The sequence below is a fragment of the Streptomyces cavernicola genome (assembly GCF_029968035.1).
Lineage (GTDB): Bacteria > Actinomycetota > Actinomycetes > Streptomycetales > Streptomycetaceae > Streptomyces > Streptomyces cavernicola.
The window spans coordinates 1-14,683 of record NZ_JASCIQ010000073.1 but is presented as its reverse complement, the minus strand read 5'-3'; the positions used below and the strand labels follow the sequence as shown (position 1 = coordinate 14,683).

The window sequence follows — 14,683 nt, the reverse complement described above, 5'->3', positions numbered from 1 at the left end:
GTGCTTCCGGGCCCTTCGGGGCGTACGTGGGAGAACTCAGCCGGCGAGCTTCGCCAGCGCCGCGTCGATGCGGGCCAGGGACTTGTCCTTGCCCAGGATCTCCAGGGACTCGAAGAGGGGCAGGCCGACCGTGCGGCCGGTGACGGCTACGCGGACCGGGGCCTGGGCCTTGCCGAGCTTGAGGCCGTGCTCCTCGCCGGCGGCCAGGACGGCCTCCTTGAGCGCCTCGGGGGAGGTCCAGTCGGCGCTCTCCAGCTTGGCGCGGGCCGTGGTGAGCAGGGCGGCCGGGTCACCCTTGCCCATCGCCTTGGTCCAGGACGCCTCGTCCTCGACCGGCTCCTGCAGGAAGAGGAAGTCGACGTTGGCCGTGATGTCCGAGAGGACGGTGAGGCGGGTCTGGGCGTGCGGGGCGATCGCCTCCCACTTGGCCTGGTCGAAGTCCTCGGGGGCCCAGTTGGCGTGCGGGGCCTTCAGCCAGGGCTCACAGGCCGCGGCGAAGTCCTGCACGTCCAGCATGCGGATGTGGTCGGCGTTGATCGCCTCGGCCTTCTTGAGGTCGAAGCGGGCCGGGTTGGCGTTGACGTCGGCCAGGTCGAACTTCTCGATCATCTCCTTGATCGTGAAGACGTCCTGGTCGGCGGAGAACGACCAGCCGAGCAGGGACAGGTAGTTGAGCAGTCCCTCGGGCAGGAAGCCGCGCTCGCGGTAGAGGTTGAGGCTGGCCTGCGGGTCGCGCTTGGAGAGCTTCTTGTTGCCCTCGCCCATCACGTACGGGAGGTGCCCGAAGGTGGGGATCTCCTTGGCGACGCCGAGCTCGATCAGGGCCTTGTAGAGGGCGATCTGGCGCGGGGTGGAGGAGAGCAGGTCCTCGCCGCGGAGCACGTGCGTGATGCCCATGAGCGCGTCGTCGACCGGGTTCACCAGGGTGTACAGCGGGGCGCCGTTGGCGCGGACGATGCCGTAGTCCGGGACGTTCTCCGGGGTGAAGGTGAGCTCGCCGCGGACCGCGTCGTCGAAGGTGATCGGCTCGTCGGGCATGCGGAAGCGGATGATGTGGCTGCGGCCCTCGGCCTCGTACGCCTGCTTCTGCTCGTCGGTGAGCGTGCGGCACTTGCCGTCGTAGCCGGAGGGCTTGCCGGCGGCGCGGGCGGCCTCGCGGCGGGCGTCCAGCTCTTCGGTGGTGCAGTAGCAGGGGTAGGCGTACTTGCCGTCGATCAGCTTCTGCGCGACGTCCTGGTAGATGTCCATGCGCTGCGACTGGCGGTACGGGGCGTTGGGGCCGCCGACCTCGGGGCCCTCGTCCCAGTCGAACCCGAGCCAGTGGAACGAGTCGAGGAGCTGCTGGTACGACTCCTCCGAGTCGCGGGCCGCGTCCGTGTCCTCGATGCGGAAGACGAGCTTGCCGCCGGTGTGCCGGGCGTAGGCCCAGTTGAAGAGGGCGGTGCGGACCAGGCCCACGTGGGGGTTGCCGGTCGGGGAGGGACAGAAACGGACGCGTGGGGGTACCCCCTGGTCGAGCGGAGTCGAGAGCTTGGGGGAGTCTGCGTTAGCCACGCTTGATCACCTTGTTGGTGAGAGTGCCGATGCCTTGGATGGTGACGGCGACCTCGTCGCCGACGTTGAGGGTGCCGACCCCCGCCGGGGTGCCGGTGAGGATCACGTCTCCGGGGAGCAGGGTCATCGCCTCGGTGACGTTGACGATCAGGTCCTCGATGGAGTGGATCATCTGGCTCGTGGAACCGAGTTGGCGTTGCTCGCCGTTGACCGTGCACTGGATCGCCAGGTCGCTCGCGGCGGCGAGGTCGAGGCCGGTCTCCACCCAGGGGCCGATGGGGCAGGCCCCGTCGAAGCCCTTGGCGCGGGCCCACTGCTTCTCGCGGCGCTGGACGTCGCGGGCGGTGATGTCGTTGGCGCAGGTGTAGCCGTAGATGACGTCCTTGACGCGTTCGCGCGGGACTTCGCGGCACATGCGGCCGATGACGACGGCGAGTTCGGCCTCGTGGTGGAGTTCCTGGGTGAACCCGGGGTACACGATGGGGTCGCCGGAGCCGATCATCGAGGTGGTCGGCTTGAAGAAGGCGAAGGGGGTCTCGGGGACCTCGTTACCCATCTCCCTGGCATGGTCGGCGTAGTTGCGGCCGAAGGCGACGATCTTGTTGCCGATCACCGGGGGCAGCAGGCGGACCTTGCTGAGCGGGACCTTGACGCCGCTGAGCTCGAAGTCGGCGTACGGAATGCCCTTGATGATGTCGAGGACGAGTTCGCCGTCCGTCGCGGTGGAACTGTCGCCCTCGACCGCGCCGAAGGCGACATTGCCGTCGATGGAGAACCTGGCGATGCGCACGGAATGCGGGCCCCTCTGCTTGCTTAGCCTGGAGACTCACGCCTCCAGGTGGAGACTGACGCTCCAGGCTAACGCGCTCGGTCCTGTCTTCGATCTCCCGTCGTCACCCGGAGGGTGGCCCCGCGGCGTCAGGTGCGTGCTCTCGGCGTGCCGGGCGAAGGCCCTCGTAGCGGAGCTACTTGGGTCTTTGTCCGGTGCGGCGAGAGTGCGTGCATGGCGTCGCGGGGCAGGCGGGAGATCGAAGACAGGGCCGAGGGGGGTGCGACCTCGCTGTATTACTCCGCGGCCGCCGTGACCGGGGCCTCCATGAGGACCGTGCGGCGCGGGTTGGCCGTGTTGGTCGGGAGCTCCGCGAGGTCGGCGGCCGGCTGCTCGGGGGCGGCCTGGAGTTCGTCTGCGTCCTTGAGGTGCGCCAGGGTGGTGCGCCGCGGGTTGGCTATGTTGCGGATGATCATCGTCGTCTTCACGGCGGCTTCGACCTCTTGGCTCTCTGTGGACTCGGGGTTGACGGTTCGGCCATCCCTGTAAAGCGTCAGGCTAAACATTCGAATTCCCCGCAAAGGCGGGAACTCCCCTTGATCTTCATGTGAGTTTGCTCACGAGCGACCGGACGAACCAGACAGAACGGACCAGTTGCGGGCGCGAGCGGAACAGACATTCCGGTACTGAAGCGCCGATTCCGCTCCCGATCATGGCGACTGGGACACCCTCGGCGACCAACGCGTACGTAATCAAAAGTCCGTTATGCACGGGATGCTGCTCGACGTCTCGTAACACCTCCGTCACCGGCTGTCACAGACGTCACAGCCCGGCGGCAGGGCTTGTTGGAGATCCGGCACTGTGCTGGAATTCCGGGAAACCGCCGCAGGTATGAACCGGCGCGCACGGGCGCAACGCAGCGTCGAGCGGCGGTGGGAGAGGGGGAGACGCGCCGGTCACTGACGACCACCGGAGCTCGGACGGGCTCCACGACGCCGACACCGTCCCACCGTTCGCGCGGCGGGACGCCTGGTCCAGAGGTTGCGACGCTAGTGCAGGGACGTTTCAAGAGGGAAGGCAGCGCTGCGGCGGAGCCGGAGCTGCGCGGCGGGACTGGCCCCGTGCCCGGCAACTCCTCACCGGGCGACACCGCGGGCTCCGACGGCGGCCGCGGCAAGGGCACCGGTGCGTCCAAGGGCGGCGCCTCGACGGCCCCCGCGACCACGAAGAAGCCCTCCGGCGCCGGCTCCCGAATAGCCCTGCGCAACTGGCGCATCTCCACGCGTCTGGTCTCCCTGCTCGCGCTCCCCGTGGTCGCCGCGACCTCGCTCGGCGCCATCCGCATCAGCGACTCCGTCGACGAGATGGAGCAGCTCGACCGGATGAAGCTGCTCACCGACATGACCAAGCAGGCCACCGAGCTGGCCGCCGCGCTGCAGGACGAGCGCGACCAGTCGGCGGGCCCCCTCGCACACGGCGCCAAGGCCTCGGACTTCACCGTCAAGGGCGCCCGCGGCAAGACCGACCGCGCCCGCGACTCGTTCCTGCAGGGCACCTCGGACATCGACGACGCCCGCGGCGACCAGGCGATCGACAGCATCCGCCAGAACGTCGTGCAGATCTCCACGCAGCTGCGCGTCCTCAAGGACATCCGCCGCGACGCGTACAAGCAGGGCCTGCCCACCTCGCAGACCGTCTCCAGCTACAACCAGCTGATCGAGCAGCTGCTCGGCCTCTCCCGGGACATGGCGCTCGCCACCAGCAACCCGGAGATGATCCAGCGCACCCGTACCCTCGCGGCCTTCTCGTCCGCCAAGGAGTACGCCTCGCTGCAGCGTGCCGTGATCTCCGCCGCGCTCCCGCCGAACAAGACCGAGTTCGGCAAGCTCTCCGACAACGACCGCCTCTACGCGCTCTCCGCGCTGCGCAACGAGGAGGCCGAACTCGACAGCTTCCAGCGGTCGTACGAGGGCACCGGCGGCAACGCGGCCGAGCTGATGAAGCCGCTCGACGACTCCAACGCCGTCATCAAGGACGCCAACGACTACGCGGCCCGCGTCCTGGAGAGCCCGAGCGGCCTGAAGAACCGCGAGAAGCGCTCGTACCCCGACTGGAACGACGCCGCCACCACCAAGCTGCGGCAGATGGCGCTGATCGAGACCACGCTCCTGAACGACATGGAGCAGGAGGCCCGCAACCTGCGCGACGAGTCGCAGCGCGAGGCCATCATCAACGGTGCGCTGATCCTGCTCGTCCTCGGCGTCTCGCTCGTCGGCGCGTTCGTCGTGGCGCGGTCCATGATCCGCTCGCTGCGCCGCCTGCAGGACACCGCGACCAAGGTCGCCCAGGACCGGCTGCCCGACCTGGTCAAGCAGCTCTCCGAGTCCGACCCGCAGGACGTCGACACCTCCGTCGAGTCCGTCGGCGTGCACTCCCGGGACGAGATCGGCCAGGTGGCCACGGCCTTCGACGACGTGCACCGCGAGGCCGTCCGGCTCGCCGCCGAGCAGGCCCTGCTCCGGGGCAACGTCAACGCGATGTTCACCAACCTCTCGCGCCGCTCCCAGGGCCTCATCCAGCGTCAGCTGTCGCTCATCTCCGAGCTGGAGTCCCGCGAGGCCGACCCGGACCAGCTCTCCTCGCTCTTCAAGCTCGACCACCTCGCGACCCGCATGCGTCGTAACGGTGAGAACCTCCTCGTCCTCGCCGGTGAGGAGCCGGGCCGCCGCTGGACCCGCCCGGTCCCGCTCGTCGACGTGCTCCGCGCCGCCGCCTCCGAGGTGGAGCAGTACGAGCGCATCGAGCTGGCCGCCGTGCCGACCACCGAGGTCGCGGGCCGCGTCGTCAACGACCTCGTGCACCTGCTCGCCGAGCTCCTGGAGAACGCCACCTCGTTCTCCTCGCCGCAGACCAAGGTCAAGGTCACCGGTCACGCGCTGCCCGACGGCCGCGTCCTGATCGAGATCCACGACACCGGCATCGGCCTCTCCCCCGAGGACCTCGCGGCGATCAACGAGCGGCTCGCCTCGCCGCCCACCGTGGACGTCTCCGTCTCGCGCCGCATGGGTCTGTTCGTGGTCGGCCGCCTCTCGCAGCGGCACGGCATCCGCATCCAGCTCCGCCCGTCCGACTCCGGTGGTACGACCGCCCTGGTCATGCTTCCCGTCGATGTCGCCCAGGGCGGCAAGAAGGTGCCGAGCAAGGCCGGCGGCCCCGCGCCGTCCGGCGGTCCCGCCGCGGCTCAGGCCGCCGCCGGTGTCGCCGCCGCGCGCCGCGGCAGTCAGGGCGGTGCGCCCGCGGGTCGCCTCGGCGCCACTCCGGGCCGCGGCCAGGGCGGCGGCCAGCTTGCCGGTTCGGGTCCGCGCGCCGCGCTGCCGAGCCGGGGCGACGGGCCGGGTCAGGGTCAGGGTCAGGGTCAGGGTCCGAGCGCAGGTCAGCTGGGCGCCGGTCAGGGCCAGGGTCCCGGGGCCGGTCAGCCGCAGGGCGGCGCCCCGCGCGCCCCGCAGGGCCCCGGTGGGCTGCCGACGCGGCCCGGCGCCGGTGAGCCGCAGCACCGTCCGGTCGACCCGCAGGGCCGTCCCGGTGTGGGCGACGCGCTCAACGGCGGCCAGCGTTCCGACGTCTTCGGCGGGCCGCGCGCCGCTCAGCCGACCGGTGCCGCGGGCGCCGCTCCCGTACCGCCGCGGCAGCGCGGGGACCAGGGGCAGGGCCGTGCCGACACAGGTCAGCCGCAGCTGCCGCCGCCCGGTGGGCCGCGGGCCGAGCTGCCCGGCGGCAACCCGCAGCCGCAGACCAGCTCCTGGGGCGCGAAGGAGCTGCGCCCCTCCGTCGACGCCGCGCGCGAGCAGCACGACTCCGCGCCCGCCGTGGACTCCACCGCGCAGCTCGCCCGCGTCGAGCCCGACGACCGGCAGAGCGGCCGGCAGGGCGACCGGCAAGGGCCTGGCGCCACGGCCGAGTTCGCCCGCCCCGACTTCGAGGCCCCGCGCCCCGAAGCGGCCGGGCCCCGCTCCGTACCGCAGCAGCCCGGCCCCGACGCCGGCCGTCGCGGCGCCGAAGGCCAAGGCCCCGGTTCCACCGGCCAGTTCGCGCGTCCCGAGCTGCCGCAGGCCCCGCTCGGCGGCGGCGCCCGCAATGGCGCCCGGGACTCCGGCGAGCACCGGCTGCCGCGCCGGGCCGAGCAGCCGCAGGCCCCGCAGCAGCAGCCCGATGCGCTGACGGGCCCGGTCGACCTGCCGCCGGACAACGGCCGTACGCCGCTGTTCGACACCCTGGAGACCAACTGGTTCCACGGTCAGCAGGAGCAGCAGGCCCCGCAGAACGCGCACGGCGGCCCGCAGCACCCGCAGAACGGCGGCCGTCCTGCTGCTCCGGGCGCTCGCCCCGAGCAGCAGGCCCCGCCGATGCCGCCCGCCCCGCCGACCGCACCCGGCAACTGGCGGCAGTCCCCCAACGACGAGCTGGGCCGCCAGGCCGAGCGCGTCAAGCAGCCCTCGGCAGGCGGGGTCACCGACTCCGGCCTGCCGCGCCGAGTGCCGCGGGCGAACCTCGTGGCCGGTACGGCACAGCAGCAGCAACAGACACAGGGCGGCCCTCAGGTGTCGCGCTCGCCCGACGACGTGCGCGGCCGGCTGACCAACCTCCGCCGCGGAATTCAGCAGGGTCGTGAGGCCGGCACCGGCCAGACCGGCAGTTTCCGCAGCCCCTCTCACCAGCAGGAGCGTTAGTTGAGTCCGAGCCAGGCGGCGCAGAATCTGAACTGGTTGATCACCAACTTCGTGGACAACACCCCAGGGGTGTCCCACACGGTGGTGGTGTCGGCCGACGGTCTGCTGCTCGCGATGTCCGAAGGTTTTCCGCGTGACCGCGCCGACCAGCTGGCGGCGGTCGCGTCCGGCCTGACCTCCCTCACCGCGGGCGCGTCCCGCATCTTCGAGGGCGGCCCGGTCAACCAGACCGTGGTGGAGATGGAGCGCGGCTTCCTCTTCATCATGTCCGTGTCCGACGGCTCCTCGCTCGCCGTGCTTGCGCACCCCGAGTGCGACATCGGCCTCGTCGGATACGAGATGGCGCTGCTCGTCGACCGGGCGGGCACCGTGCTCACCCCGGATCTGCGCGCCGAGCTCCAGGGGAGCCTGCTGCACTAGCCAGGACCGCGCACCCCGCCCACCCGTCCGGCCCGTCCCCCACCGGCCCCGTAAGACGGCTAGCCGACCACTTGCTGTCCAAGCCCGGAGGATCCATGACCCCGCCCACCGCCCCTCATGACCCGTACGGAGCCCAGTCCGCGTACGGGCCGGAGGGCGACCAGCCACTGGTGCGTCCGTACGCGATGACCGGTGGCCGGACGCGGCCGCGCTACCAGCTCGCCATCGAGGCGCTGGTGAGCACGACGGCCGACCCGGCCCAGCTGATGGGGCTGCTCCCCGAGCACCAGCGGATCTGCCACCTGTGCCGCGAGGTGAAGTCGGTGGCCGAGGTGTCCGCGCTGCTCGGTATGCCGCTCGGGGTGGCGCGGATCCTGGTCGCGGACCTCGCCGAGGCGGGACTCGTGGCCATCCATCAGCCCGGCGGCGACGAGAACGCCGGCGGACAGCCAGATGTGACACTGCTCGAAAGGGTGCTCAGTGGACTTCGCAAGCTCTAACGACCCGGTCTCGTCGGGTCGTTCCACCACGTCCGCGAAGATCGTGGTGGCGGGCGGTTTCGGCGTGGGCAAGACCACGTTCGTCGGTGCCGTCTCGGAGATCAACCCGCTGCGCACCGAGGCCGTGATGACGTCGGCCTCGGCCGGTATCGACGACCTCACGCACACCGGCGACAAGACCACCACCACGGTGGCCATGGACTTCGGCCGCATCACGCTCGACCAGGACCTGATCCTGTACCTCTTCGGTACGCCCGGTCAGGACCGGTTCTGGTTCATGTGGGACGACCTGGTGCGCGGCGCGATCGGCGCCATCGTCCTCGTCGACACCCGCCGTCTCGCCGACTGCTTCCCCGCCGTCGACTACTTCGAGAACTCAGGGCTCCCGTTCGTCATCGCGCTGAACGGCTTCGAGGGGCACCAGCCCTACCAGCCCGACGAGGTCCGCGAGGCCCTGCAGATCGGCCCCGACACCCCGATCATCACCACCGACGCCCGTCACCGTGCGGACGCCAAGTCGGCGCTCATCACGCTCGTCGAGCACGCGCTCATGGCCCGACTGCGCTAGGGAGGCGTCTCCCCCTGGCACCTACGCCTCGATACGCCTCAAGTCGGCGACGACGTAAGGCAGTTGTCGTAGGCCCCGCCGGAGCGGGCTGTGTCCTTTGACACGGCCCGCCTCGGTGTTCATAACGTTTCGACAGAGAATTGCGCCGCGGCCAACACGGCTCGCATTCACGCGGTACCACTGCGCTCAACTCGCGCTCGCCTTTTGTCAGGGCTCCCGCTTTATGCCCGTTTTATCTGCGGTTCAGGTCACCAGAACCAAGCTCTCCCCACTGTTTGGAGGAGCCGCCGCTGACGTGCTGAAATTCGCTGAACTGCCCAGTAGCCCGGGGCACGAAGACGAAGCGGCACGCACCAGGTGCCCTCGCCGAGAGGTTGTTGGTCGAGTGAGGCGAAGCAAGAACAGCCCCGAGCCGCAGGAGCGGGGCAACTTCACCCCGCCGTCGCGCGGAGCTGCGGCACCCACGCCGGCGCCCGCGCCGACGCCGGGCCCCGAAGCGGCGCCCGCCGGCAGCGGCAGCAAGCTCTCGCCCCGCAACTGGCGGGTGCCGACCCGCCTGAACGCGATCCTGCTCATACCCGTGATCGTCGCCATCGTGATGGGCACCTTCCAGGTCAAGGGCTCCATTGACACGTGGAGCGAGGCCGAGGACGCGGAGAAGACCGCCCTCATCGTGCGCGCCGCCGAGAACTACGGCCAGGCGCTGCTCAACGAACGCGACCTGTCCGCCGCCCCGCTGCTCACCGGCAAGGACCCCGACGGCGCCGTCGACAAGGCCCGGGACGCCACCGACGCCGCCAAGGCCTCCTTCGACGAGGCCGTCAAGGACATGCCGGAGGACCAGGGCCTCGAGCGCCGCCTCTCGCTGTTCAAGGAGAACGAGTCCAAGCTCACGGACCTGCGCAAGGCGGCCTACACCCGCCCGATGGACCCGGTGAAGACCGAAGAGGGCTACGTCCAGGTCCAGCACTCCCTGATGGAGTTCGCCAACGAGCTCGGCCTCGGCACCGGCAACATCACCAGCTACGGCCGGACCATCTACGCCATCTCGCTCTCCAAGGCCTCCGTCTCGCTGCAGCGCTCCATCGGCACGCACCTGCTCGTCCGCCCGAGCCGGGACCCAAAGACGCTGAAGGCCCAGTCCACGGCGTTCAGCTCGTACGCGTACCTCGAGTACATCGCCATCAACGAGTACATCTCCGCGGGCACCGAAGAGGACGAGCAGAAGCTCAAGTCCGTGATGCGCGACAAGCAGTCCGAGGGCAAGAAGAAGCTCGCCGCGGCCGCCCGCGCCGCCCGTGCGCAGGGCCAGACCTTCAAGGCCCCGCCGTCCGCCGAGAAGATGGTCGAGCTGATCTCCAGTGGCGCGCGGCCCAGCACCCTGCGGGGCCTCGGCGTCACCCCCGAGGCCTGGTTCGCCACCACCACAGCCAAGTTCGACGGCTACCGCGACCTGGAGACCGAGCTCATCGACAAGGCCGTCGACGAGTCCGCGCAGATCGCCGACGACGCCGAGCGCGACGCCTACATCAACGGCTCCGTCGTCCTCGCCGCCGTGCTCGCCGCGTTCATCGTCGCCGGCCTCATGGCCCGCCAGATGAGCCGCAACATGCGCCGGCTGCGCACCGCCGCCTTCGGCATCGCCGAGCAGCGCCTGCCGATGCTGGTCGACCAGCTCTCGCGCACCGAGCCGGGCCGGGTCGACACCCGCGTCCAGCCCATCCCGATCAACACGCAGGACGAGATCGGCGAGGTCGCCCGCGCCTTCGACCAGGTGCACCGCGAGGCCGTCCGGCTCGCCGCCGAGCAGGCCCTGCTCCGCGGCAACGTCAACGCGATCTTCACCAACCTGTCGCGCCGCAACCAGTCGCTGATCGAGGGCCAGTTGACCCTGATCACCGACCTGGAGAACAACGAGGCCGACCCGGACCAGCTGGAGAACCTCTTCAAGCTGGACCACCTGGCGACCCGTATGCGCCGCAACGGCGAGAACCTCCTCGTCCTCGCCGGCGAGGAGCCCGGCCGCCGCTGGGACCAGCCGGTCCCGCTGGTCGACGTGCTCCGCGCCGCCTCCTCCGAGGTGGAGCAGTACGAGCGCATCGAGCTGTCCGGCGTCCCCGAGGCCGAGATCCACGGCCGTGCCGTGACCGACCTCGTGCACCTGCTCGCCGAGCTCCTGGAGAACGCCACCACGTTCTCCTCCCCGCAGACCAAGGTTCGCGTGACCGCCACCCGTCTCCCCGACGGTCGAGTCATGATCGAGATCCACGACAAGGGCATCGGCCTCACCGCCGAGGACTTCGCGGACATCAACCACAAGCTGGCCAACCCGCCGACCGTGGACGCCGCGATCTCCCAGCGCATGGGCCTCTTCGTGGTCGGCCGGCTCTCCGACCGGCACGGCATCCGCGTCCAGCTGCGCCCCTCCGGCGAGCAGGCCGGCACGACCTCGCTCGTCATGCTGCCGGACGCCATCACCCACGGTGGCGGCGGCGACCTGCCGGAGAGCGAGTTCACGGTCTCCCGGATCGTGCCCGAGCAGCAGGCCCCGGCCTACGAGGCCCCGCAGCTGCGCACCGCCGCCGAGCTGGGCTTCGACGACAGCCGCTACGACGAGGGCTCCGCGGAGCTCGACCCGGTGGGCCGCTCGCTGCACCGCGAGGAGCGCCGCGCCGCCCTCGAGTCACAGTCCGGCGACCGCCCGCTCTTCCGCGACGAGGTCTCCCCGCAGTCGTACGACCAGGGCGACCTGGACCGCTCCGAGCAGCCGCAGCAGCCCTACGAGCAGCAGGGCGCGTACGGCGACCGGCAGGCCGCGTACGAGCAGCAGGGCGGCTACGAGCACGGCCACCAGGACGCGTACGCCCCCCAGGACGGGTACGCGCAGCAGGTCGGCCACGAGCAGGGCTACGCGAACCAGGGTGGCGGCTACGAGGGCTATCCGGAATCCGCGTACGCGGACTCGGGCTTCGACGGCTTCGAGGCTCGGGGCGCTGCGCAGAACACCGGCCAGGACACGTACGCCGACTACAACGACCAACCGCAGCAAGGCACTTGGCGCGAGCAGGGCTCTGCGACCGATGCCTTCGGGAACCCCTACGAGTCGGAACCGGAATCTGCTCCCCCGGCTCCCGAAGCGGACCGTGAGCGTGTAGGTTTCGACCGTCAGGGACCTGCCCCTTCCTCCGTGCACGAGCTGACCGACGCGGGCCTGCCGCGCCGCGGCTCCACCGCCGCGAGCAACGGTCACCGGAACGCGACGGGCGACGTGTGGACGCCGGGGCCGGTTCAGGACACCACTCCCCCGCGTCCCCAGGCGGAGGACGCACCTGCAGGAACGGGCGGCAACGGTGCCGGCGACGACGATTGGCGTTCCGCCAACGACGAGCGCTGGCAGCGCGCCGAGCAGCTCCGGCAGCCCAGGGCCGGCGGGGTCACCTCGTCGGGGCTGCCGCGCCGGGTCCCCAAGGCCAACCTGGTCGAGGGCACGGCGGAGCAGACCCCGCAGGGCGGGCCCCAGGTCTCCCGCGCCCCCGAGGACGTACGCGGCAGGCTGAGCAACCTGCGCCGCGGCGTCCAGCGGGGACGCGATGCAGGAAGCGACTCGAACGGCCAGGCCACTGGAAATATGCACAGTGGTCCTGGTGGCAACTACAACCAGGAGCGTTAGTGTGAGCCCGATGAGCCAGGCGGCGCAGAACCTGAACTGGTTGATCACCAACTTCGTGGAGAACACCCCCGGTGTCTCCCACACGGTGGTGGTCTCCGCCGACGGACTCCTTCTGGCGATGTCCGAAGGGTTCCCCCGCGACCGCGCCGACCAGCTGGCGGCCGTCGCGTCGGGTCTGACCTCGTTGACCGCGGGTGCGTCCCGCATCTTCGAGGGCGGCAGCGTGAATCAGACAGTTGTGGAGATGGAGCGAGGGTTTCTCTTCATCATGTCCATTTCCGACGGCTCCTCCCTTGCCGTACTCGCACACCCCGAAGCGGACATCGGTCTCATCGGGTACGAGATGGCGCTTCTCGTCGACCGGGCGGGCACCGTACTCACCCCCGACCTGCGCGCGGAGCTTCAGGGAAGCCTTCTCGGCTAGTTCTCAACTAGCAGACAGGCAGTGCGTATTCGCGTCCCGGGGCCGTAAAGTTCGGGGCGCGGCACCACGTTGATGGATGCCCGGCACAGTTGGAGGAGGAAGCACGTGGCAAGTGGCGCAACACCCCCAGAGGGTTCGTCTTCGGCCAACTGGTCATACGGCCAGGCCCAGGGCGGCCAGGGCGGCGAGGGCACGCCGAACCGCTACAACTTCCCCTCCGCACCCAGCCGTCAGCAGCAGCAGCCGTACGCACCGCCCCCGCAGCGCCCGCAGCAGCCGTACGGACAGGAGCGGCCGCCGGCGCCGCGTGCCCCGTACGAGCCGCAGGCGCCGCGCATCCAGCCCGTGCAGCCGCAGCCGCGCCCCGCGGAGCAGCAGCCGGCCGGGGGTGCGCACAACCCGCTCGTGCGTCCGTACGCCATGACGGGCGGACGCACCAGGCCGCGGTACCAGCTCGCCATCGAGGCGCTGGTGCACACCACGGCGCAGCCGCACCAGCTCCAGGGACAGCTCCCCGAGCACCAGCGGATCTGCAACCTGTGCCGGGAGATCAAGTCCGTCGCGGAGATCTCGGCACTGCTCTCCATCCCCCTCGGGGTGGCCCGGATCCTGGTCGCGGACCTCGCGGAAGCCGGACTCGTGGCCATCCATCAGCCCGGCGGCGACGAGAACGCCGGCGGACAGCCAGATGTGACACTGCTCGAAAGGGTGCTCAGTGGACTTCGCAAGCTCTAGCGGTGCGTCCCGCTCTACCACCAGCGCGAAGATCGTGGTGGCGGGCGGCTTCGGCGTGGGCAAGACCACGTTCGTCGGCGCCGTCTCGGAGATCAACCCGCTGCGCACGGAAGCTGTGATGACGTCGGCGTCGGCCGGTATCGACGACCTCACGCACACGGGCGACAAGACGACGACGACCGTGGCGATGGACTTCGGCCGTATCACGCTCGACCAGGACCTGATCCTGTACCTCTTCGGTACGCCCGGTCAGGACCGGTTCTGGTTCATGTGGGACGACCTGGTGCGCGGCGCGATCGGCGCGGTGGTTCTGGTCGACACGCGTCGACTCGCGGACTGCTTCCCCGCCGTGGACTACTTCGAGAACTCGGGGCTTCCGTTCGTCATCGCGCTGAACGGGTTCGACGGGCACCAGCCCTACCAGCCGGACGAGGTCCGCGAGGCCCTCCAGATCGGCCCCGACACCCCGATCATCACGACGGACGCCCGTCACCGTGCGGACGCCAAGTCGGCGCTCATCACGCTCGTCGAGCACGCGCTCATGGCCCGCCTGCGGTAGCGCTGCCGCTCCGGTTCCCTGGTCCCGCGCCCCCGGTTGGGGGGTGCGGGACTTTTGTTTCCCCTCCCCGCCCCTTCCCGAAAGCCTGCGGCGCTGTGTATTTCGTCTGCCGCGCCGTCGTGGCCGCTCGCGCAGTTCCCCGCGCCCCTGACGGGGCACGTGAATCCAGCCCCCAACCCACAAAATTCAGCCCCTCCGGCGATTGAGGAGCGGGGGTCCGGGGGCTGGCCCCCGAAGCGGGGGCCGGGGGCGGCAGCCCCGATGCCGACGGCAGTCTTTCGGGAAGGGGCGGGGCGGAGCCCCGAGGGCGGGGGCCGGGGGCGGAGCCCTCGGAGCTGTCCGCTGAGGACTTTCGGGAAGGGGCGGGGTGGGGGATAAAGCAAGGCCCCCGCCACGGTGTTCGTGGTGGGGGCCCGAGGGGGCGGAGAGGGTGCTCAGCCCTGCCAGCTGTGCGGGGCGCGGAAGCCCGGCGTGCGCTCGAGGCGGCGCCAGCCGGCCTTGGAGCGGCCGTGCGCGGCCACCGGATGCGGCTGCGGCTGGGACGCGGCGCGCGCCATCAGGACGGCGGTGATGGCCGCCAGCTCCTCCGGCTCCGCGTGCCCCTTCTCGACCCGCAGCAGATGATCGGTGGGAGTGCTCATGAGTTCGGGGTCTCCGTAACGTGAGAGTCGGGACGGAAAATCACTGGGGCGGGTTGCCGTGCTTGCGGGACGGCAGGTCCGCGTGCTTGTTGCTGAGCATCGCGAGCGACGCGATC

The 14,683-nt window shown here is 70.6% G+C and carries 12 protein-coding genes; 8 read left to right on the top strand and 4 right to left on the bottom strand.

Annotated features, from left to right (window positions below; translation table 11 throughout):
* Positions 1–36 precede the first annotated feature (36 nt).
* The 3 genes from gltX to QIS96_RS36970 form a co-directional block, all read right to left on the bottom strand.
* Positions 37–1,554: a glutamate--tRNA ligase gene (gene gltX, locus QIS96_RS36980; RefSeq protein WP_282547270.1), complete on the bottom strand. Its 1,518-nt coding sequence runs from the start codon at positions 1,552–1,554 to the stop codon at positions 37–39.
* Positions 1,547–2,344: a fumarylacetoacetate hydrolase family protein gene (locus QIS96_RS36975; RefSeq protein WP_282547269.1), complete on the bottom strand. Its 798-nt coding sequence runs from the start codon at positions 2,342–2,344 to the stop codon at positions 1,547–1,549. Before QIS96_RS36975 ends, gltX begins: the two co-directional genes overlap by 8 nt.
* Before the next feature lie 275 nt (positions 2,345–2,619).
* Positions 2,620–2,811: a hypothetical protein gene (locus QIS96_RS36970; RefSeq protein WP_282547268.1), complete on the bottom strand. Its 192-nt coding sequence runs from the start codon at positions 2,809–2,811 to the stop codon at positions 2,620–2,622.
* Positions 2,812–3,375: 564 nt separating this feature from the next.
* Here QIS96_RS36970 and QIS96_RS36965 point away from each other — a divergent pair.
* From QIS96_RS36965 to QIS96_RS36930, 8 genes are all read left to right on the top strand, one after another.
* Positions 3,376–7,050: a sensor histidine kinase gene (locus QIS96_RS36965; protein WP_282547267.1), complete on the top strand. Its 3,675-nt coding sequence runs from the start codon at positions 3,376–3,378 to the stop codon at positions 7,048–7,050.
* Positions 7,051–7,470 carry a roadblock/LC7 domain-containing protein gene (locus QIS96_RS36960; protein ID WP_282547266.1) on the top strand — a complete coding sequence of 140 codons (420 nt, stop codon included), beginning with the start codon at positions 7,051–7,053 and terminating at the stop codon, positions 7,468–7,470.
* 95 nt (positions 7,471–7,565) lie between these two features.
* Positions 7,566–7,970 carry a DUF742 domain-containing protein gene (locus QIS96_RS36955; RefSeq protein WP_282547265.1) on the top strand — a complete coding sequence of 135 codons (405 nt, stop codon included), beginning with the start codon at positions 7,566–7,568 and terminating at the stop codon, positions 7,968–7,970.
* Entirely contained in the window at positions 7,951–8,538 is a 588-nt protein-coding gene (locus QIS96_RS36950) for a GTP-binding protein (protein ID WP_282547264.1), read from the top strand. Before QIS96_RS36955 ends, QIS96_RS36950 begins: the two co-directional genes overlap by 20 nt.
* 385 nt (positions 8,539–8,923) lie before the next feature.
* On the top strand, positions 8,924–12,208 hold the full coding sequence (locus QIS96_RS36945; RefSeq protein ID WP_282547263.1) for a sensor histidine kinase: 3,285 nt from the start codon (positions 8,924–8,926) through the stop codon (positions 12,206–12,208).
* Between the two features lie 10 nt (positions 12,209–12,218).
* The gene (locus QIS96_RS36940; RefSeq protein ID WP_282547271.1) at positions 12,219–12,632 is read left to right on the top strand and encodes a roadblock/LC7 domain-containing protein; all 414 of its coding nucleotides are present in this window, start codon (positions 12,219–12,221) and stop codon (positions 12,630–12,632) included.
* Positions 12,633–12,737: 105 nt separating this feature from the next.
* Positions 12,738–13,367, top strand: a complete 630-nt coding sequence (locus tag QIS96_RS36935) for a DUF742 domain-containing protein (protein ID WP_408907327.1) — start codon at positions 12,738–12,740, stop codon at positions 13,365–13,367.
* Complete coding sequence (locus QIS96_RS36930) at positions 13,348–13,926, top strand: GTP-binding protein (protein ID WP_282547261.1); 579 nt, start codon at positions 13,348–13,350, stop codon at positions 13,924–13,926. The genes QIS96_RS36935 and QIS96_RS36930 overlap by 20 nt, the downstream gene beginning before the upstream one ends.
* Positions 13,927–14,360: 434 nt before the next feature.
* Here QIS96_RS36930 and QIS96_RS36925 read toward each other — a convergent pair whose 3' ends face one another.
* Complete coding sequence (locus QIS96_RS36925) at positions 14,361–14,567, bottom strand: acyl-CoA carboxylase subunit epsilon (protein ID WP_282547260.1); 207 nt, start codon at positions 14,565–14,567, stop codon at positions 14,361–14,363.
* Positions 14,568–14,683: the final 116 nt, after the last annotated feature.

What these genes read in the sequence shown, in the direction of transcription:
- QIS96_RS36955 (WP_282547265.1), top strand. Translation starts at nt 7,566, where the DNA reads ATGACCCCGCCCACCGCCCCTCATGACCCGTACGGAGCCCAGTCCGCG.
- QIS96_RS36940 (WP_282547271.1), top strand. Translation starts at nt 12,219, where the DNA reads ATGAGCCAGGCGGCGCAGAACCTGAACTGGTTGATCACCAACTTCGTG.
- QIS96_RS36925 (WP_282547260.1), bottom strand. Translation starts at nt 14,567, where the DNA reads ATGAGCACTCCCACCGATCATCTGCTGCGGGTCGAGAAGGGGCACGCG.